Raw genomic sequence first — 18,461 nt, forward strand, 5'->3', positions numbered from 1 at the left:
TATTTCGGTGTGAACTTTCCAAAAAAATCTATTTCCTTTGCCTTATCTCTTGGACTAATTCTGGCAGCAACATCAGCCCTGCCTGCAAATGCTTTTTCTCAAGGAAAAGTTACACCCGCTAAAAAACTTAAAATGAACAAAAAATCATGTTCTTTAATTTTAGCTAGAACAATAGTTTTTAATGATACACGCGTTGGTATAGACCCTGTCGATTATCCAAAACTACGTGCGGTTTATATGGCTTATGCAAAGTATGTAGATTCTTTTTATTACAAGACATTTGGTCAGGTCGCTTCATCTATGGGTTCATTAAGAGATGAAGTATGGCAAGTTGCGGATCGAAGTGGAGATTTAAATCGCGTCACAAAGACGTCAATGGATCCTTTTGAGATAGAAGATTTAACTTACGCCTTGAACAACAGTTTATCGATGATTGAATTCCACGCTGGAGAATTTACAAACGCTTGCGAGCTTCTTTAGTTAGTGTCCGCAATTGCAGTTGCTGCCACAACTGCAAACAGCTTTATTAGGTGCAACATCCATTGCAGGTGTGCGCTTAAAAAATCCCATTGGTTTTAAGGTAAAGCCCAGTCTTTCAACTGGCATTACTGGCCAATCTTCAATACGTGGAATGTGATTAAGACCAAAGACGTACCACATAACAACATCTGTGTTTTCAATAGATCTATTCGCTTGTGTCCATCGTGGTAAACCATCTCCACCTGGATGTTGGAATGGATAATCACCGGCTGGATATCTCTCTTCTTCAGTGTTCTTAGTTACCCAAAGATGTTGATACATAAATCCTGCACGCTTACCCAAAACAGATTCTGGAAGCGTTAATGGATAAGAGTTTCCGCCAGTAATAAGTTTGTAACCAACTGGTTTACCCATATGGTTTTTCTTATTTGGATTAACAATCTTCCAGTAACGAGACTTCATTAAGTCATACAAGCGCTGCGCACTCTTCTCATCTTTAAACACTGTTTCACTTGTTTCAAATGCTCCACCGTGTGGATTCTTAGGTCCCATTGGGTGCGCGAATGAATCAACTTCTATAACGCTGTTATTTGGTCCATCAACATCTAAATCAAGACGCGCGCAGAAAACATGTTGGTGATACGGAGCAAATAAACCAGGTTCGATTTCTGTGGCAGAAGGATGAACTGCGTGTGGGGTATCACCGAGAGTTAAAACAATTCCAGTCAGCTTGGCTTCGAATTCGATATTTCCATCTTGGTAGAAATACCAGTAGTAACCATATTCATAATTATTGATCGTAACAATTGATGAAAGCACAAAGCGACGACTGCGGCGCACTTCTGGATGTCCATCAATATCAACGTGCTTCCATAGAATTCCAAAGTCTTCTTCGTGCATACAAATAGCGTTTTTAATCTCGCGTACTTTGCCATCGCCTTCGGTGACGGCTGCATCTAAGTACGTAATTTCACCTAAGCAATCGCAACCTAGAGTAAGTGAGTTCGTAAAGTTTCCAAGGCCGTATTCACCCGTATCAAATGCATTCTTTCTGTAAGAACCTTGGCTTGGATCTCCGTATGGAATAACTAGTTCTGCAATAGATAAGCGGTGCCCGATTTTGCGCTCTGTGCCATTGTCATTAAAGCGAATGTCGTGCACAACTAAACCTTCACGCTGATCAAAGCCCACACGAAAGTTCCAGCGTTCCCAATCAATGCGCCAACCATTAACGCTAAAAGAAGGTCCTTCTGGTTGGTGAATTGATAATTCTTTTAAGTGAACAAGTGACTCCTGTTGTGATTCGCGGTATGGACCAGCTGTTTGTGGAATTGGTGTCTGTTCATCATCTTCAATACCAACAACTTCAAACTTATCAATATCTACAATTGCATGCAGACCATTAATTGGGTGAGCGTAGAAGTTTCCATCTTTATCGCGCTTGTGCCACATAGGTGTCCAGATAACACGGCGACCATCATCGATGTAATCAGGAATCTTGGCACCAATAGGCCAAGTTTCCATGTGAACATCATCAGTATTATTTATTCCACGCTTTTTCAGCGCATCAATGACTCTTTGATCTTTGCGCGCTATTTCAATTGCGCGATTAGATTCAATCGCTAGCACAGGAGCCTTTGCACCAGGAATGTCTTTGTAACTCTTTACTTCACCACTGGTTGAGATAACACCTTCTGAGACCATCGCTTTTTCTTGATCCCAGATTGTGATGCGAGCATTTCGAATAAAGGCATCGCCAATTTTCCAATTATTTAAAAACTCTTTTGAGGGCTCATCTAGTTGCAGCATCGCGATTAAATGGCGATGATCTAATTTCCATGCAGCGCGTGCGGCCTTAACGAGTGATTCTTGCTCTGCCGCCGATAGCGGATCAAGCGGATGGGCAGACACACAAACCAACTCTCTATGTTGTAGTAACCGGCAACAACTCTGGAAAAATTGGCGCTGCAATTTTTCCAAGAATTCGATCTAACGTGTCCCGAGCTCGCTCGGAGGCGCTATATCTGCGCGGAATCTTATCTGCGATTGCCACAAAAATGTATTGTCGGTCTTCGGAGTCAACGTAGCCGGCCAAACTCACCGTTCCTGAAAGGGTGCCAGTCTTGCCACGAACGAGGCCCACGGCTTGTGGGGCAGTTGTTAAGAAGCGCTTTTGCAAAGTTCCTGATACGCCACCTATAGGTAGGCCCTCATAGACCGATACATACTTCGGATCATTTCTAATCTTCATTAACAAATCAGCGATGGCTTTTGCTGTCACGCGATTTTGTTTTGATAAACCACTGCCATCGGCTACTTCTATTTTGTCTGGATCAATTCCAAAATTTGTCAGCACGGTGTGAAAAGTATCTGCAACGCCTTGTGTATTAAACGTTTCTCCAGATGTGATCGCAGCTAATCGTGCAAGGCGTTCTGCTAATACGTTATCGCTCCAGAGCAGCGTCCACTTCACCATTGTTTCAAGCGTTGGCGAAGCCGAAAGAACTAAAGGCTCAGCAGATTGCAACAGCGCATCTTCTGCCGTGATTTTTTCAGCAGTTGTGCGAATGCCGCGCTTTTTTAAGAATGCTTGCAAATTTGCCAAGTCCTGTGGAAATAAACCTGTATATAAAATCTTTAAGCGCTTTGCATTGCTCTGAGTTAATTCGTTGTAACGATTGATTGTATTAAAACCCAACCGTGGCAGAGATGTGCGTCCCATCTTCTCTGCTTGAGATTGAATCATTGAGATCCACGGATCGTATTCGCCGTTGATCACAATTGTGCCTGGATCAACACCCTTATAAATATTTGTATTAAAAACCTTCTGCGAATCTATATAACTCAGTACCGATGTTGCAGAGAGTAATTTAATTACGGAAGCCGGCTTGCGCGCTTGTGTTGAGTTACGTTCGAAGATGATTTCACCTGTCATTGCATCCACCACGATCATGGAGGGATCAGCTAAGAACTTTGAATCAGAAAGGTTCTGAAAAACTTTAGGGATTGCACTGGGGGCTAGTTTTTCTAACGCCTGCGCAGGGGTCGCAGAAATTACTAGCGCAAGGGCTAGTAAGAAGCCCAGTGGGCGCAAGCGTTTAATCATTTTTAGTGAGTAGTTACCAGGTGTATGCAATAACAATATTTGCAACAGTAAGGACCAGCAGGGTTGCCCAAGTCTTAGTTGTAAATACTGATTTCTTGTTCTGGCGATAGCCGATAAGCAAAATAATGAGAACTATTCCTAGTTTGACTGCAATCTTTGTGTTGTCATACAAAGGCCATTCAGCGGCATTTTCTTCATTGAGTGGGTACTGAACTCCCACCATTACTAGTCCTGCGATAAGTGCTGTGGCTGCGCTGTGAAGCACACCAGCATTGAATTTACGAGGCTTTTTAGATACCTGAAGGAGTAATAAAACTAATACTCCAAGAATTCCAAGCATGTGAAGGATGTATGCGACTGTATGAATAATTGAGAGGTCCATGGATTCAGTTTAGAGTGCAGACATGGAAAGACCAATGCCGCCAGCCACTATTGGACCAGGTGAATTTTTTCCTGTCATAGGTGTTGGCCCTCATGAGAAGCCTTGGCCCACCGGTGATCAATTCGATCCAGAGCTTCTTGAAAATGGCGACCGCAGAAATGTTTTAGATCATTATCGTTATTGGAAAGTCGAATCAATTGTTGCTGACTTAGATACTAAGCGTCACAAATTACATATTGCAATTGAAAATTGGCAACACGATTTAAATATTGGCTCCATCGTTCGCACAGCCAATGCCTTTAACGTCACCGCAGTTCACATCGTTGGAAAACGCGATTGGAACAAGCGCGGCGCCATGGTGACCGATAGATATCTCTCTGTCATTCATCATCCAACGATTGCTGATTTCCAAAAGTGGTGCCAAGAAAATAACGTGCCAATTATCGGAATAGATAACGTGCCAGGATCTAAGCAACTCGAATCAGCGCAGTTGCCAGAAACATGCGTACTTTTATTTGGTCAAGAAGGCTCCGGAATGTCTGAAGAGGGCATTGCTGTGTGCCCAGTTATTTATGAGATCAACCAATACGGATCAACAAGGTCTATGAACGCATCGGCCGCCGGCGCCATTGCGATGTATCACTGGGCTTTGCAGCACCTGCCACGATAGTTTTTTAAGCGCGCTCTTCTTCGCTATTTGTATCTTCAATCATCGCATCTTTAACAGACGCTAAACGGCGCTGGATCTCATCGGCCTCTTTATCGCGACCAAGGGTGCGCATAACTGCTGCCATACGAGATTCGATATCGACGATAAATTCGAAGTCCTTTGGGTCCTCCTCCGTTGCTGTCTGCAAGACAGTGTCTAAAGAATCTAACCCTTCTTCTAATTTGCCGAGTAACACTTGAGCTTTTCCGTATTCAAATAAAGCAAAGGTTTCGCGCAAGTGATCGTGGGCTGTTTCAAAGACATCCAGAGCCTTGCGCGCTGATTCAAGGGCGGCGTCGCCATCTGCGAGCTCGACGTAGCAAGAAGCAATCTTTTGATCACAGCGTGCCACATGAATAACCTCTTTATTGCTCTTATATAAAGCACGTGCTTCTTGGAAAGAACGAATTGCTTCGTCATAACGCTTGAGATCTCGGTATGCGCAGCCAATTAGATGTAAATCATTTGCAGCGCCAATTTCATTTCCATCAACAAGGTGCTCTTGTGCACACCCTTCCATGGTTGAAATAACATTGTCATAGTTTTTAGATGAGTACCACCACTCACCGAGTGTGCAAGCAAGTTCGAGTGCAATAGGAGATTTGTTCTCACGTAATATCTCAACAGCTTTGCTCATTGCAGTTGCTGCTTCATCCATGCGCTTGAGTTGGTTTAAGTTATAACCAATTGCTGAATACGCTTGTGCTAAACCTTCTGAAGGTGCATTCACACCCAGTGTTGAATAAATATCACACGCAGTCTCTGCAAGTGCAAGCGCTTCGTCGTATTGTCCGCGAGCATAGATTCGGGCACTAAGTTCGTAATAAGTACTTGCGCGTTCTGCGCCATCTACTTCTGGAATTCTGTCCCAGAGCATTTCCTCAGTTACAAGCTCGTCCTGGCCTTCATCTTCGCCCATCAGACCTCCCCGTTCTCCTGCCGAGTTATGAGCGCGACTCTATACGCAATTTCTTAGAGTTGGGCTGGAATATCAATTGTTGCTGGTCGCCATTTACCAACAGGCCCGCGCGTAAGTCCTTCAAATATCGCACCAGTGACCGCGGCTATTTGCTTACGCGTCTTGGTTGCAAATACGTGCCCCCATGGACACTGGTTATCGATCGCACAGACCCAACCATTGGTACCAATATTTAAGATTGCCGCCCCGCTCTCGCGTGTGTAATACGTAGCAACGGCTGAAATCTTTTTATCACCAACCGGCGGTGACGCCGCAAGGATTTCAACTCCCACACGTCTGCCATTTACCACCGGCGCATCAACTTCGCTTCCGACTACGCCAAGTATTTTCTCGCCGCTTTTGAGCACGTCAAAAGGCCACTGGGCAGCGCTTTTAACGACGTAATCACTTTTGACACCCATCGCAAAGTACTGCGCACCAAGTAAGTGTGACTCAGATTTTCTCACCACGGGATCTCGCCATGTGATGACATCACTCATCGTTCGAGTCTTTGGATCATAGGTAACTTTGTTATAGGCAGTATTGCCACCGAGTGAAACTAGATTGATTCCACTTGCAACCGATGCATCTATCGCACCACGCATGCGCTCTGTCCAGTACTCACTATGGCCGCCAACAACAATAGATTGCGTATTGCGAAGCGTCGTTGGATCAGAATCTAAATCAATATCTGTAATGTAATTAATCTCATGGCCTGCACGCTCTGCCAAATACAGCGCAGGAAACTCCATATATCTAAATTGCCCCGCGCCATCGCCATCATATGGTCGATTAAAAGTTACAACAGCAGCTCTGCTCTCACGTTTAGCATCAGGGCCTTTATATAAAGATGATCCACCCCACTGGTTATATGCCTGCCATGTAAAGACTGATGAAATAAAAGTAATCGCACTCTTTGATTTGTCATCTCGTATTACTAGCGGAACAAAAGAAGTCTTATGTCGCGGCGCATCAAGTCGAAAGAGGTATTGACCCGGTGGTGTATTTTCATTGACTTTAAATTTCCACAATATGTCTTTGATCTTTTCCACACCCACTAAACGTGCGCGAGCGCCACCGTAGTAACCCATGCGATAGATCGAAATTGTTGTCTCGATATCTTTTGATGCACCAACTAAATGCAGCGCAACGCTTTGTCCACATTGCGCACTCGTGGCACCAAACCAGCCTTCAACTCTTTTAACTTCCACGCGCCTAGAAAAATCTGCACTGCGGCGAACCGGTGCACCCAGATCCCACTGCTTTGCCCCAGGCTTTGCATTCTCGCGAGCAACCCACCCCGTATCTGTGTCCCAATCACAGGTCCCAGCTGACGCTGGCGCCATAGGCAGCAAGGAAGCCACCAGCGTTGTAATAAGTAGGAGAGCGCGCTTCACGTCCATGAGTTTATGGCCCATTTCAAATGGACACCCGGCTGAGCGTGACTTACCCTTACTACTTGCAAATGATTCGCATCTAGCCGAAAGTAGCCATGAACCAAGTAATCGCTCAAACCCAAAAGCCTGCCCTACGCGATCGCCTCACACAGGCTGAATGGCGTCGTATGGGCGCGATGTTTGGTTTCATCGCATTCCTGCATATTGCAGGTGGCTTATTAATGTGGAAAGCAACAAGTGGTCGCTACGAATTAAGCGATGGTTCTTTATTTGGTTGGGGCACAGCTGCCCTTGCATACGTTCTTGGAATGCGTCATGCCTTCGATGCCGATCACATCAGCGCCATTGATAACACCACTCGTAAATTAATGTCTGAAGGACAACGCCCACTAGCTGTTGGTTTCTTCTTCTCCCTTGGTCACTCATCCGTTGTGATGGCCTTGGCACTCTTGCTTAACTTTGGAATTAAAGCGCTCGGTGGTCAATTAAAAGATGAAGACTCTGCACTACACCACTACACCGGTTTGATTGGCCTGACTGTCTCAGGCACATTCCTCATGATCATCGCAATTCTTAACTTAGTCATCTTGGTTTCCATCATTGGTGTATTTATCGAAATGCGCAAAGGAACATATAGTGACGAAGAGTTGGAAAAGCATCTGAACTCTCGCGGTCTGCTTATGCGCTTTTTTGGACCAATCGCTCGTCGCATCGATAAGTCTTGGAAGATGTATCCACTAGGTATTCTCTTTGGTCTCGGCTTTGATACCGCAACAGAGATTGGTCTGCTCGTTCTTGCAGGATCCTCCGTTGTTGCAGGCTTGCCGTGGTGGGCAATTATTTCGCTGCCTCTATTTTTCGCAGGCGGCATGTCACTGCTAGACACCATCGATGGTTCATTTATGAACTTCGCATATGGCTGGGCTTTTTCAAAGCCAGTACGCAAGGTTTACTACAACATCATCATCACAGGTCTTTCTGTGGCTGTGGCCCTCTTTGTTGGTGGCTTAGAAATCTGCCAAGTAATTGCCGGACAGCTCAATCTGACAGGTGGATTCTGGGATTACGCCCTTGCTTTTAATTTAAACAGTGCTGGCTACTTCATTGTGGGCGCTTTTGTTGTTGTCTGGGCCGTTGCACTACTTATCTGGCGCTATGGAAAAATCGAAGAGCGTTGGCATAACAAAGCACACGCAGCCCAGCTAGCACGTGGTGAAAACACAGATCATGCTGCAGCAGGAATGGAATTAGGACCAATCCGTAACGCTTTTACGATCGACTAAAGCACACTTCTGGTCCACAACAGCAGTGGTAATGAGAACTGATAATCCACGGTATTATTAGCACGTTCTTTCATCCGAAAGAAAGCTCTTCCCTTAAAGTGCTTACAAAGCACTTACTTGCGAGTCTTAAGCACCAATCTTGATCGAGACGCGCTTGTCTCTCGATTGGTAAACGGATAAATCATGTCTCTACAACCACGTACCTCTGCCCCTGGAAAAGCACGCCGCGCAGCCTCAGCTGGAAAGCCACGCACAAAGAAGAGCGCTGCTAAATCCACTAAATCAACATTTAATCCAATAGATAAAGAAGTACGCGCAGTTAAAAAAGAAGCGCCGAAAACTACTCGCCGTTATAGCGATGGTCCAAAGGGAGTTGCCACACGTAAAGAAGAGCGCAATCTAGAGCGCTCCAAGCTACGTGCAAAGCGCTACCAAGAAAAGATTGCACCAAAGGCTAAGACAACTTCACGTGCCGATGAATTCGTAGCAAAGCGCACAGAACGCGCTGAGCGTCCAGAAAAAACAGAGCGCACATTTAAGAAAACTGAATACCGCTCCGGTGAATATAAGAAGACAACTTTTAAGAAGAGCGATAAGAAATCAGAGTTTAAAAAGAGCGAATTCAAGCAATCTGACACGCGTCCAACAACTCGCCGCGAAGCGGCGAAGGCAGATCCTGCCAATGATGGTCGTCCAAACTTTGTGCCACAAAAGCGCACCAAGTGGATCCCTGGTCAAAAGCCACGTAAACCAGAGACAGAGCGTCCTGACACAACACGTGCAAACAGAACTGAGAGAACTTTTAAGCCACGCAGCACAACTGACTCACGCACTGTAAACAAGTCATACAGCGGCAAGAAGTCCTCGACTGCCTACCCACGCACCCACACCCGTGAAGCAATTGATTTTGGTGCCAACGATAACTACATCACCGAAGAAGTAATTGAGACAAAGTCGCGCAAGACAACATCAGCGGCCGCAACGCTAACTGACACAGACGTAACTTGGACTCAATTAGGAATTTCTGCGCCACTAGTTAACGCCCTCAGCGCACAAGGAATCACATCACCGTTTCCTATCCAGATTGCAACACTTCCTGATGCTCTCAAAGGCCACGACATCTTGGGTCGCGGACAAACGGGATCAGGTAAAACTCTTGCATTTGGTTTAGCTCTTCTTAATAACCTACAAAATAAGCAAGCAAAGCCCCACAAACCACTGGCTTTGGTACTCACACCTACTCGCGAACTCGCACAACAAATCGATGAAGTTCTAACCCCTCTTGCTCGCGCAATCGGTCACGAATCAGTTGTTATCGCAGGCGGAATGCCATATGCCAAGCAGATCACTGCAATGCGCAAAGCAACTGCCATTCTTGTTGCAACTCCTGGTCGCCTTATCGATCTACTTAATCGCGGAGAAGTACAACTCGATAACCTCGAAATCACTGTCCTTGATGAAGCAGATCAAATGGCTGATATGGGCTTCTTGCCAGTTGTAAAAGAGATTTTAGATCAAGGAAAAATGGGCGGACAGCGTCTGCTCTTTTCAGCAACTCTTGATCGCGGTGTCGACTCACTCGTTAAGTCATACCTTAAGAACCCAAAGACTCACTCACTACAAAACGATCGTGCATCTGTTTCAACTATGGAACACCACGTTCTTGTTATGCACCCAGGTGATAAAGATTTAATCACCGCACAAATCGCAGCACGTAACGGAAAAACAATTCTCTTTGTTAAAACCCAACGTGGCGCAGATCGTCTTGCTGACAACCTCGCAAAAGCTGGCGTTCCGGTCGGCGCTCTGCACGGTGGAAAGTCACAAGCAGTCCGTACTCGCACACTCAAACTATTTAAAGAACAAGAAAACGCAGCACTCGTTGCAACCGACGTCGCCGCCCGTGGTATCCACGTCGATGGCATCTCACTCGTTGTCCACGTTGATGCACCAACAGATCACAAGGATTATCTACACCGCTCCGGTCGCACAGCACGCGCTGGCGAAGCTGGTGGAGTAGTAGTACTTGCAACTACAAAACAGCAAACATCAGTTAAGGGATTAACATCTCGTGCCGGTGTCACACCTAAATTCGTTGGCGTAAAACCAAATGACGCCGAACTAATGACAATCACCGGTGCCCAAGAACCAAGTGGAATCCCGTACGTAGCCCCAATCACTGAATCCCGTGGACCTTCTCGCTCCGGCGGAAAGCGCCCACGCCCTAATTCAAGTCAGCGTCGTAGACGGCCTAGATAATTCAAAATCTTTCAATATTGCTTATTTGTAAAAGTAATTTAAAATATAATTCTTACTTGTACATCGATGCCAATGCATCCCTTGCGTTCGTTGGAGAATTCTTTACACCTACAGGATTTTTGAAAATCAATGATCTTTTTATCCCACTTATATGAAACTTCGACAACGACTTCCACATGTGCTGGGTGGGATTATACAATTTATAAGTTGGATCTAGTAATTCTTCAAATTTATTTTGTCGGACACGATTCTCTGTCTCGATAAGTTTCCAGTAAGGTGCGAGCACTTGAATTTTCCAATCATTATCTAGTAATTTGCGCGCAATGCGGTACTCGTTCAAATATATTAGGCTGCGCCGGAAATGAAAATTTCTAATCCAATTAAAACTAGAAGAAAAATGATTAAATTTATCTTTTTCTAATTTTGCAAAAAGAAAATAGGGTTGTACGTGGTGTACGGGATTGAAGGATTCTGTTGGAAAAACCAAAACGTTGACTTTTGATTTTTCTAGAACGTTGATTAAGTCAAATATGCCATTCTTTTTCCACACCATTGAATTATTTAGATAAAAAAATGAGATTGTTTGGTTACCGTTTAAAGTTAGACTTCTGGCCATGTCGCGCAAAACTCCAAAATCTCGACCAAAACGATTTTTGCGAAAAATGTAATCTGTGTTTTCAGCAGAATTAAATTCTCCGTTACTAACCAAAATCGTTGAAAATCCCGAAGATTTTGCCTCTTCTAATACCTGTTTATCGTAATCATCCAATAATCTGCTTTCTGAATGATGTACGTATATGAATATGCGAGATAAATTGAAATCAAAATCTAGTAATTTAAGTTTATTACTATTTGATGATACTAGCCGATCCATAATCACGACGGGCCATAGCAAAAATGCCAATGTTCGCGCTAAAATACAAATTAAAGCGCCTCTCTCTGAAGACCTTGACGCCTGCACAATGTTTCCCATAGAAAGATTGTAGACTTCTTCCATGGCACGTGAAACTTCGCTAGTGGATTTAACAGAGCGGGCTTTATCAAGAAATATGGGATTCGAATATCACGCGCTAGATGCATTACGTTCAGAAATAGAGGAAAAGAACGTTCACTTAGAACGACGATTTTATCAACTTTTAAATTCCCGCTCATGGAAGTGGACATTGTTTCTAAGGAAACTTTACGGGGTTTTTGTGCGCGGGGATAAGCTTTTATTATCCTCACTAGTTCTAAGTTTTTTCGGTAATATTATTTCAGATTTTTCTAATATTTGTGTTTCAATTACGAAATTTATTCACTACTTTTTGTATTCGATATTTACAGTAAATGGGATCAAAGCAAGGTTTTTGAAGATAGAAGTGTCAATGCTCGACGATTTTCCCACCGCAAGGAACAGTTTAAAAAAATCACGATTTGTTAAATGCAGTTCCCAATCTGCCGATATCATACTTCACATCACTGAAGACATATTTTTTTCTCCTTTAACTATTTTTGAATTTGCACGTTCTTGGATTAAATATGATGATAATTCGACTCTTTACTGCGATGTTCTGGATACGCATCAAAAAAATATGTTTAAGAAGCCAAACTGGAATTCTGTTTATAACTCTTCCATAAAGTTGTTCCCTCCGATTTATTTAGAATCAGCAAAATTTACTAGTTTAAATCCTAAAAAATTGCAAACGGTCGTAATTCGTCCATTGGGAAAACTTGGCTTTATTAGAAATATGGCAGTGACTCCACCCGCGACTCCCAGAATTTCGCTTCCTTCGATTTCTCGAACTAGATCTATTTTTAGCATAGTAGTTCCTACAGCAAATAAGAGAATTTTTCTTAAGGGAAAAGAAAGGTGGCTAATTAGGGATTTTATAGAAGATGTTAATAGTACTCAAAAAGCTCAATTACCTGAGATAGTCGTTGTACATAATGAATTTATGAGTTCTACTGATCAGCGAGCATTACGTCAATATACCAATGTTCGACTAGTGTTATGTTCGCAAAAAACTTTGAATCTTTCTTCCAAAATTAATTTGGGTGTTAGAGAGGCGAGTTGTGAAAAATTAATCATTTCTAACGATGATGTTCGGTCTAAATCTTCTGAATGGTTAGATGCCTGTTTGTCTTGGTTGGAAATTGGTTCTACGGGTATCGTCGGACCTCGAATTTTTTATGAGAATGGGTTGTTGCAGTATGCGGGTGTTGAAGTACTTCATGGAGTTCCACAAATTATTGGGTACAAAAGAGCCGAAAATAGTCTTGGGCTTGGATTTTCTTATGTAGTCCCACGAGAAGTTAGTGCTGTTACGGGTGTATTAATGGCCACTAAGAAATCTTTATTCATGAAAATTAAAGGCTGGGATCCTAAACTTAAGATAAATTACAATGACATTGATTACTGCCTTCGCGCCCAAACGTTAGGTTTTAAAGTTATTTACGAACCTCGGGCGCAAATATTTCACCTAGAAAGTGCTAGTCGCGATCTTGGTGTTTCCCATATCCCAGAGGAAAATTTCTTTATTGAAAGATATAAAGATGTGCAACCCAACTGGCCATCTTTAATCTACGACAGTGCAGAAAACGCAAATTTGAGTTTTACATGGAGGCAAAATTATGCACTTTAGTTTTGGTTAACCATGAGTAATTTTTGATAGCACTTTTTGCATTCGGAGATTTAGTTTGTGAAAACTTCTTGATTCGTGATCTGTAACGATTGAATCAACTCTTGGAACACGAAAAGTTGATTTTATATCTTTATCGCCGAAATCAAAGTAGTTTTGATCGGCGCTCAGAACTAGAACTCTCCAACCAAGTGAAAGTGCTCGTCGTGTAATGCTTTGATAGCCTGATTCGTATCTAAATGCGTCGGATTTCACTGTAGGAATGTCGTCTATTATTGCGATTAGAAGTTTCCTTCTAATCGCAATCCCTGTAGTTCTAAGATGGGGATTAGGGAATTCAGGAAAGAAATTTACATAATTGAATGGTTCCGTATCTCGTTTTGCATAAATTACCAAATTACGAGCAATAGTCAATAAGTTTTTACTTAAGATTTTTTCTGAGATTGAAATTTTACGAATTTTAAGTTTTATTCCTCTGATTTCTGCTGTGATTTTATCTTTTTCTTTAAGCTCGATGTGAAGTTTGGATTTTAGAATCAAGTCTAAAGCTTCAAAATAGGAAGTTTTGATGCTTTCTTTAGAATACATAGATCCCACAATCCCAACTTGTGATTCCTCAAATTTCTTCAACAAGAGTGCATCCCAATTTTTTATGTTTGGTTTACTTGATGCAGTCATTAGTATTAGTACTTCGCAATTACTATTAATTGCAATGAAGTGGTGAGTCCCTATATCGTAACCGCCAGATGGTACAAAAATGATTTTGATCTGGGGTATTTGTGTTTGATGCACAAGTTGCTGTACCTCTTTATGAAACTTTTCAGAAGATTCTTTTAAGGCAATCACTACATCAGTTCTTGTCGACACCTCGAACTTGACAAGTGAGTCAAGGAAGTCGATTAATTTGTCTATCCCGTCGGCTTCTCTTATGGCATAAGATATTATGGAAAAAGGTTTACTCATGTTGCGCTCCGGTTAAGAATTTTTTTGTATAAGTTGGTGCCCATTTGAGTTTTTTTAAGTTTTCAATATTCGCTATGTTGCCCTGCCTCATGGGTTTGAATCCCGTTTTCGGTATGGGTAGATTCCTTAAATCACAAACGATTCTAGCAATTTGAATATTGGATGTAAGCGCTCCTGATCCAATATCAATTTCACCTGATGTTTCATTTTCTAAACATTTTATTATCCCTAATGCAACGTCTTCTACTAAAATAAAATCATTCGTTGATTGAGGTGATTCAATAGTAAAGTTTGAAGTTTCTGATTCTAAAATGCCTCGTATTATTCTTGGCCTTTGTTGGATTATGCTAACTATATAAAATGGACGTAACCAGATTACCTGCCCTGCTCTGATTAGATCGCGCAGCGATTCTTTCAATTGAAATTTAGCCGTGGCATATTTATTGGACGCTGGTGGATGATCGTCTTCTCCTGTTCCGACTAAGTAAACTTTTAAGCCTGCTTTTGCCGCTGCCCTAGCAAGATATTCTGTTTCTATTTGCCATTTTGAATGAGTTTTTAGATTGTCATAATCATCATGTTTATTGGATTGCCAGGCTAAGTCCAATATCCCCCCGCAATTACTGGTAATCGCTTCTTTGATCATCAAATCACTTGATTCTGTTACTTCTAAATTTATACGATTCTTAGTGAGCTTAAATTGAATGTTTGTTGGCATTGACAAGATTGCCTGACCAATAAAGCCCGTATGGCCCACCATTAATATATGACTGGCCATGGTAAACCTTCGGTATCGGATTTGGATATTTGCGTAACGTCAAGTGGCCATTTAATGTCAAGTGAAAAATCTTTCCAGTTTAAGGTTCTAGCTAGGGATTCATTAAAAACATCTGTCATTTGATAACTTATCAAAGTTTCATTTTCTAGTGTTTGAAATCCGTGAGCCACTCCAGGTGGAATTAATACGCTCAAGCCATTATCTTCCGTTAATTCGAATTCTATGTGTTGTCCATAAGTTTCACTATTTTTGCGTAAATCGACGACGCAATCAAAGATTGCACCCCTCAAGCATGTCACATATTTCCACTCTTTTGACGGAGCTGCCTGAAAATGAAGTCCACGAATAGTTCCTTTACTTGAATTAAAGGATACAGATGATTGAATAAAGTTTGCAGAACAGATTTTTTCAATTTCATTTTGATCAGATATTCTTTGAAAATATCCCCGGTCATCTAATTTTTTCTTATGCATAAAAAAACTTACGTCTTGTATTGATGACAGGATCATTGGAGCCTTCTCAACTCTGGTAGTGCTACCCATAATTCTCCTATAAACTTTGGGAAATCATTCCTAATGCTGAAGGCTATTTCCATTGAGATGTTCCAAGGAAAAATGACAACATTGCCTTGGGTGTCGCTTAAAACCTCTTTTGGGCTAGTGATTGGAATTCTGCAGCCTGGAATGTATCGCCCTTGCTTCGAAAGTGAATTGTCAATTACGGAAAGAAAATTTCGACTCTCTACTTCAGCAGCGTTCAGCAATACCGTCGCTTTGGCAGCAGCGCCGTAACCGACTAAAGGAATTTTTTGATCTTTAACCCAATCTGAGAAATTTTCTATCGCAGATGTTGATCTTGAGGCAAATTCTTTATGCACTAATTCTTCACCAATTCCGAATTCAAATTCTTGAGATTTGAATTCCTCTACAGCAGGTTTGGCAAAGGTGCTACTTGAACTTAGCCAATATCTGTAGGAACCTCCATGTGTATCTAAAGTTTCAACATCGAAAAGATTAAGATTGTGTTGTTTTGCCAAAAAACTAAGGGCGGTGGCAGAAAGATATGAAAAGTGTTCATGATAAATAGTGTCAAACAAATTATCGCGCAACATTGTAAGCATGGAAGGTGCCTCGATAGAAATAACTGCACCCTGCTGTGCTAAAAGAGTTAATCCATTCATGAAATCGTTTATGTCTGGCACATGAGCTAGAACATTGTTTCCGATCACAAGCTTGGGGATTTCGCCCTTAGCAATGAGGTTTTTTGCACATTCGGTGCCAAAAAATTCTGCGCGCGTTGTAATACCTCGATTGTTCGCAAAATCAGCGACATTGCTGGCTGGCTCAATACCTAACACGCTGCAGTTAAGTTCCTGAAAATACTGCAGCAAGTAACCGTCATTACTTGCTATTTCGACGACTAAATCATTCTGGTTAAGTTGTAGTTTCTTAAAGGCGGCTTGTGCAAAGGTTTTTGCATGTTTTAACCAAGTAGAACTTGTTGAAGAAAAATACGTATATTCAGAAAAAATCTCACTCGGACTTACATATTCTCCAATTTGACCAAGCGAGCAAATTGGACAAACTCGAAAATCCAAGGGAAATTTAGCGTCATCTCCTTGAAAGCTTTGAGGAGGTAGCGCATTAGATAGTGGTTGAACGCCTAAAGAGAGAACCACATCTCCTAAAGGAGAACTACAGCTTCTGCAAAAATTCTGTCCACGATTAGTCATTGATAATCTGAATTTCATTAATGATTGCCTGATACCAAAGAGAAGTTTGCTTTAATCCAGATTCCAGAGTGCTTGTCGATTTCCAACCAAAATCCTTAAATGCATTCTCAGAAGAAAGATGCTGATCGTGAATCTCATTCCGAGCGGAATTCAAATAAAGAGGCTCTATGTAGTGGCCTACAGCTGCTTGGCAAATTTCTCGATAAATTTGATTCACCGTATAAGCCATATCGTTTGAAAAATTATAGGCAGTTCCTGGTTTTATGTCTTTCGATTTCTCAACGAGCAATAAATACGCATCTACTACGTCTTCAACGTAGATATAGTCTCTGAGAAAAGTTCCATCACTTCGTAAAATTGGTTGTTCATTCATAAAAATTGATTTAAAAGTTCCAGGAACTATGCGACTCCAATTAATATCCCCTGCGCCATAAATATTGCCGCATCTCGCAATAGAAACCGGCATTTGGTAGGTAGTGCCATATGATTGTGATAACAAGTCGGTGCATGATTTTGAGACATCGTATGGCCCATCACCATGCAGTGGAAACTCTTCCGTATACGGAAGTGTTTTGGCTGTTCCGTATGCTTTATCACTTGATGCAACAACAATCGCTATTAGATTTTTCGCGTGGAGGCGAGCAGCTTCCAATAAAAAGTAAGTTCCTTGGATATTTGACTCAAAAGTTTCTAGCGGGTCTTCAAACGCTCTTCCGACAATAGTTTGAGCTCCGAGGTGGATAATTATTTGAGGGTTTGCTTCGATTACGGCTTGGAATATCAAATCCTTGACGGCGAGATTTCCATTTATGACAGAAACATGATCTGCAAAATTTTTCTGTGCAAACAACGATGTTTTTGGTGTCTCGAGTACGAAGGCAAATACATCTGCGTCAAGGGTGAGTAATTTTTCAATCAAATGCGAGCCGACAAGCCCTGTAGCTCCAGTGACAAGTACGCGCTTTTTTTTCCAAAAACTACTCATTACCAAACTTTCCAAGGAGCCGTGCCCTGCTCCCACATTTCTGTAAGCATTGTTGTTTCGCGATAGGTATCCATTGGTTGCCAAAAACCCTTATGTTTAAATGCCATCAATTGACCTTCTGCGGCAATTTGTGAAAGTGGCTCATTTTCTAGAACCGAATTGAAATTTAAATAATTAAAGATCTCTGGCTCGAAAACAAAGTAACCTGCGTTAACCCAATTTTCTCCCTTTGGTTTTTCCTGAAATTGATTTACTTTGCCACCATTATCTATGTCCAGCACCCCGAATCTTGAAGCCGGCTGAACAGCGCTCAAAGTTGCAATTCGTCCGTGTGACTTATGAAATCTTAACAATTCGTCGATGTCTATGTCGGCCACACCATCACCATAGGTACACATAAATGTTTCATTTCCGACATACTTTTTTATCTGATGAAGTCGTCCACCTGTTGGTGTAAGCGGGCCAGTGTCGGATACTGTAACTGTCCAACCAAATTCTGGCAATTTTCCAAGTAATTTCGTGCTACTACTTCCGTTTCCATTAATCTCAATCGTAAAATCTAAATTCATCGTTTCAAAATTTCGAAAATACTCTCGAATTACTTCAGCCTTGTAGCCAGTACAGACGATAAAATCTTGATGTTTATAATGTGCAAACGTTTTCATAATGTGCCATAGGATCGGTTGCGAACCGATTGGAACCATCGGTTTAGGGCGAAATTCGGTTTCTTCCCTCAGTCTTGTGCCGAGTCCCCCGGCAAGTAGCACAACTTTCATACTTTAATCCTACCCTTGTCACTTGCCACAACCAT

The 18,461-nt window shown here is 42.1% G+C and carries 17 protein-coding genes; 5 read left to right on the forward strand and 12 right to left on the reverse strand.

The window, feature by feature from the left end; translation table 11 throughout:
• The first annotated feature begins 9 nt into the window (after positions 1-9).
• Positions 10-480 (forward strand): hypothetical protein, encoded by a 471-nt coding sequence (locus PHILAsVB114_RS06600; protein WP_095698569.1) that lies wholly within the window; start codon positions 10-12, stop codon positions 478-480.
• Here PHILAsVB114_RS06600 and PHILAsVB114_RS06605 read toward each other — a convergent pair whose 3' ends face one another.
• From PHILAsVB114_RS06605 to PHILAsVB114_RS06615, 3 genes are read right to left on the reverse strand one after another with little or no spacing between them, the layout of a single operon-like run.
• Entirely contained in the window at positions 481-2,391 is a 1,911-nt protein-coding gene (locus PHILAsVB114_RS06605; protein ID WP_204246791.1) for a primary-amine oxidase, read from the reverse strand. It lies immediately after the preceding gene.
• Between the two features lie 13 nt (positions 2,392-2,404).
• On the reverse strand, positions 2,405-3,586 hold the full coding sequence (dacB, locus tag PHILAsVB114_RS06610) for a D-alanyl-D-alanine carboxypeptidase/D-alanyl-D-alanine endopeptidase (RefSeq protein ID WP_095698571.1): 1,182 nt from the start codon (positions 3,584-3,586) through the stop codon (positions 2,405-2,407).
• 13 nt (positions 3,587-3,599) lie between these two features.
• Positions 3,600-3,968 (reverse strand): hypothetical protein, encoded by a 369-nt coding sequence (locus PHILAsVB114_RS06615; RefSeq protein WP_157906163.1) that lies wholly within the window; start codon positions 3,966-3,968, stop codon positions 3,600-3,602.
• Positions 3,969-3,990: 22 nt separating this feature from the next.
• Here PHILAsVB114_RS06615 and PHILAsVB114_RS06620 point away from each other — a divergent pair, with 22 nt between their 5' ends.
• Entirely contained in the window at positions 3,991-4,638 is a 648-nt protein-coding gene (locus PHILAsVB114_RS06620; protein ID WP_204246792.1) for a TrmH family RNA methyltransferase, read from the forward strand.
• Positions 4,639-4,642: 4 nt separating this feature from the next.
• On the opposite strand, the gene PHILAsVB114_RS06625 is transcribed toward PHILAsVB114_RS06620, so the two are convergent.
• Positions 4,643-5,596 (reverse strand): tetratricopeptide repeat protein, encoded by a 954-nt coding sequence (locus tag PHILAsVB114_RS06625; protein ID WP_095698573.1) that lies wholly within the window; start codon positions 5,594-5,596, stop codon positions 4,643-4,645.
• 53 nt (positions 5,597-5,649) lie between these two features.
• Positions 5,650-7,032: a N,N-dimethylformamidase beta subunit family domain-containing protein gene (locus PHILAsVB114_RS06630; protein ID WP_157906164.1), complete on the reverse strand. Its 1,383-nt coding sequence runs from the start codon at positions 7,030-7,032 to the stop codon at positions 5,650-5,652.
• Positions 7,033-7,127: 95 nt separating this feature from the next.
• Here PHILAsVB114_RS06630 and nicT point away from each other — a divergent pair, with 95 nt between their 5' ends.
• Both nicT and PHILAsVB114_RS06640 read left to right on the forward strand, forming a co-directional pair.
• Positions 7,128-8,315 carry a Nickel transporter NicT gene (gene nicT, locus PHILAsVB114_RS06635; RefSeq protein ID WP_095698575.1) on the forward strand — a complete coding sequence of 396 codons (1,188 nt, stop codon included), beginning with the start codon at positions 7,128-7,130 and terminating at the stop codon, positions 8,313-8,315.
• Between the two features lie 183 nt (positions 8,316-8,498).
• Positions 8,499-10,574, forward strand: coding sequence for a DEAD/DEAH box helicase (locus PHILAsVB114_RS06640; RefSeq protein WP_095698576.1), 2,076 nt, complete (start codon positions 8,499-8,501; stop codon positions 10,572-10,574).
• A 52-nt stretch (positions 10,575-10,626) separates the two neighbouring features.
• On the opposite strand, the gene PHILAsVB114_RS06645 is transcribed toward PHILAsVB114_RS06640, so the two are convergent.
• Entirely contained in the window at positions 10,627-11,547 is a 921-nt protein-coding gene (locus PHILAsVB114_RS06645) for a hypothetical protein (RefSeq protein WP_157906165.1), read from the reverse strand.
• 22 nt (positions 11,548-11,569) lie between these two features.
• Between PHILAsVB114_RS06645 and PHILAsVB114_RS06650 the strand changes: the two genes are divergently transcribed.
• Positions 11,570-13,195 (forward strand): glycosyltransferase family 2 protein, encoded by a 1,626-nt coding sequence (locus tag PHILAsVB114_RS06650; RefSeq protein ID WP_095698578.1) that lies wholly within the window; start codon positions 11,570-11,572, stop codon positions 13,193-13,195.
• A 6-nt stretch (positions 13,196-13,201) separates the two neighbouring features.
• On the opposite strand, the gene PHILAsVB114_RS06655 is transcribed toward PHILAsVB114_RS06650, so the two are convergent.
• The 6 genes from PHILAsVB114_RS06655 to rfbF are packed head-to-tail and all read right to left on the reverse strand — an operon-like array spanning position 13,202 to position 18,426.
• Positions 13,202-14,155 (reverse strand): hypothetical protein, encoded by a 954-nt coding sequence (locus PHILAsVB114_RS06655; protein WP_095698579.1) that lies wholly within the window; start codon positions 14,153-14,155, stop codon positions 13,202-13,204.
• The gene (locus PHILAsVB114_RS06660) at positions 14,148-14,933 is read right to left on the reverse strand and encodes an NAD-dependent epimerase/dehydratase family protein (protein ID WP_157906166.1); all 786 of its coding nucleotides are present in this window, start codon (positions 14,931-14,933) and stop codon (positions 14,148-14,150) included. The genes PHILAsVB114_RS06655 and PHILAsVB114_RS06660 overlap by 8 nt, the downstream gene beginning before the upstream one ends.
• Entirely contained in the window at positions 14,915-15,475 is a 561-nt protein-coding gene (locus PHILAsVB114_RS06665) for a dTDP-4-dehydrorhamnose 3,5-epimerase family protein (protein WP_095698581.1), read from the reverse strand. The genes PHILAsVB114_RS06660 and PHILAsVB114_RS06665 overlap by 19 nt, the downstream gene beginning before the upstream one ends.
• Positions 15,439-16,665 (reverse strand): class I SAM-dependent methyltransferase, encoded by a 1,227-nt coding sequence (locus tag PHILAsVB114_RS06670; RefSeq protein ID WP_162287119.1) that lies wholly within the window; start codon positions 16,663-16,665, stop codon positions 15,439-15,441. Before PHILAsVB114_RS06670 ends, PHILAsVB114_RS06665 begins: the two co-directional genes overlap by 37 nt.
• Positions 16,658-17,650 carry a GDP-mannose 4,6-dehydratase gene (locus tag PHILAsVB114_RS06675; protein WP_204246793.1) on the reverse strand — a complete coding sequence of 331 codons (993 nt, stop codon included), beginning with the start codon at positions 17,648-17,650 and terminating at the stop codon, positions 16,658-16,660. The genes PHILAsVB114_RS06670 and PHILAsVB114_RS06675 overlap by 8 nt, the downstream gene beginning before the upstream one ends.
• Positions 17,650-18,426 carry a glucose-1-phosphate cytidylyltransferase gene (rfbF, locus tag PHILAsVB114_RS06680; protein ID WP_095698584.1) on the reverse strand — a complete coding sequence of 259 codons (777 nt, stop codon included), beginning with the start codon at positions 18,424-18,426 and terminating at the stop codon, positions 17,650-17,652. Before rfbF ends, PHILAsVB114_RS06675 begins: the two co-directional genes overlap by 1 nt.
• Positions 18,427-18,461 lie beyond the last annotated feature (35 nt).

The organism is Candidatus Planktophila limnetica, from assembly GCF_002288365.1.
GTDB lineage: Bacteria > Actinomycetota > Actinomycetes > Nanopelagicales > Nanopelagicaceae > Planktophila > Planktophila limnetica.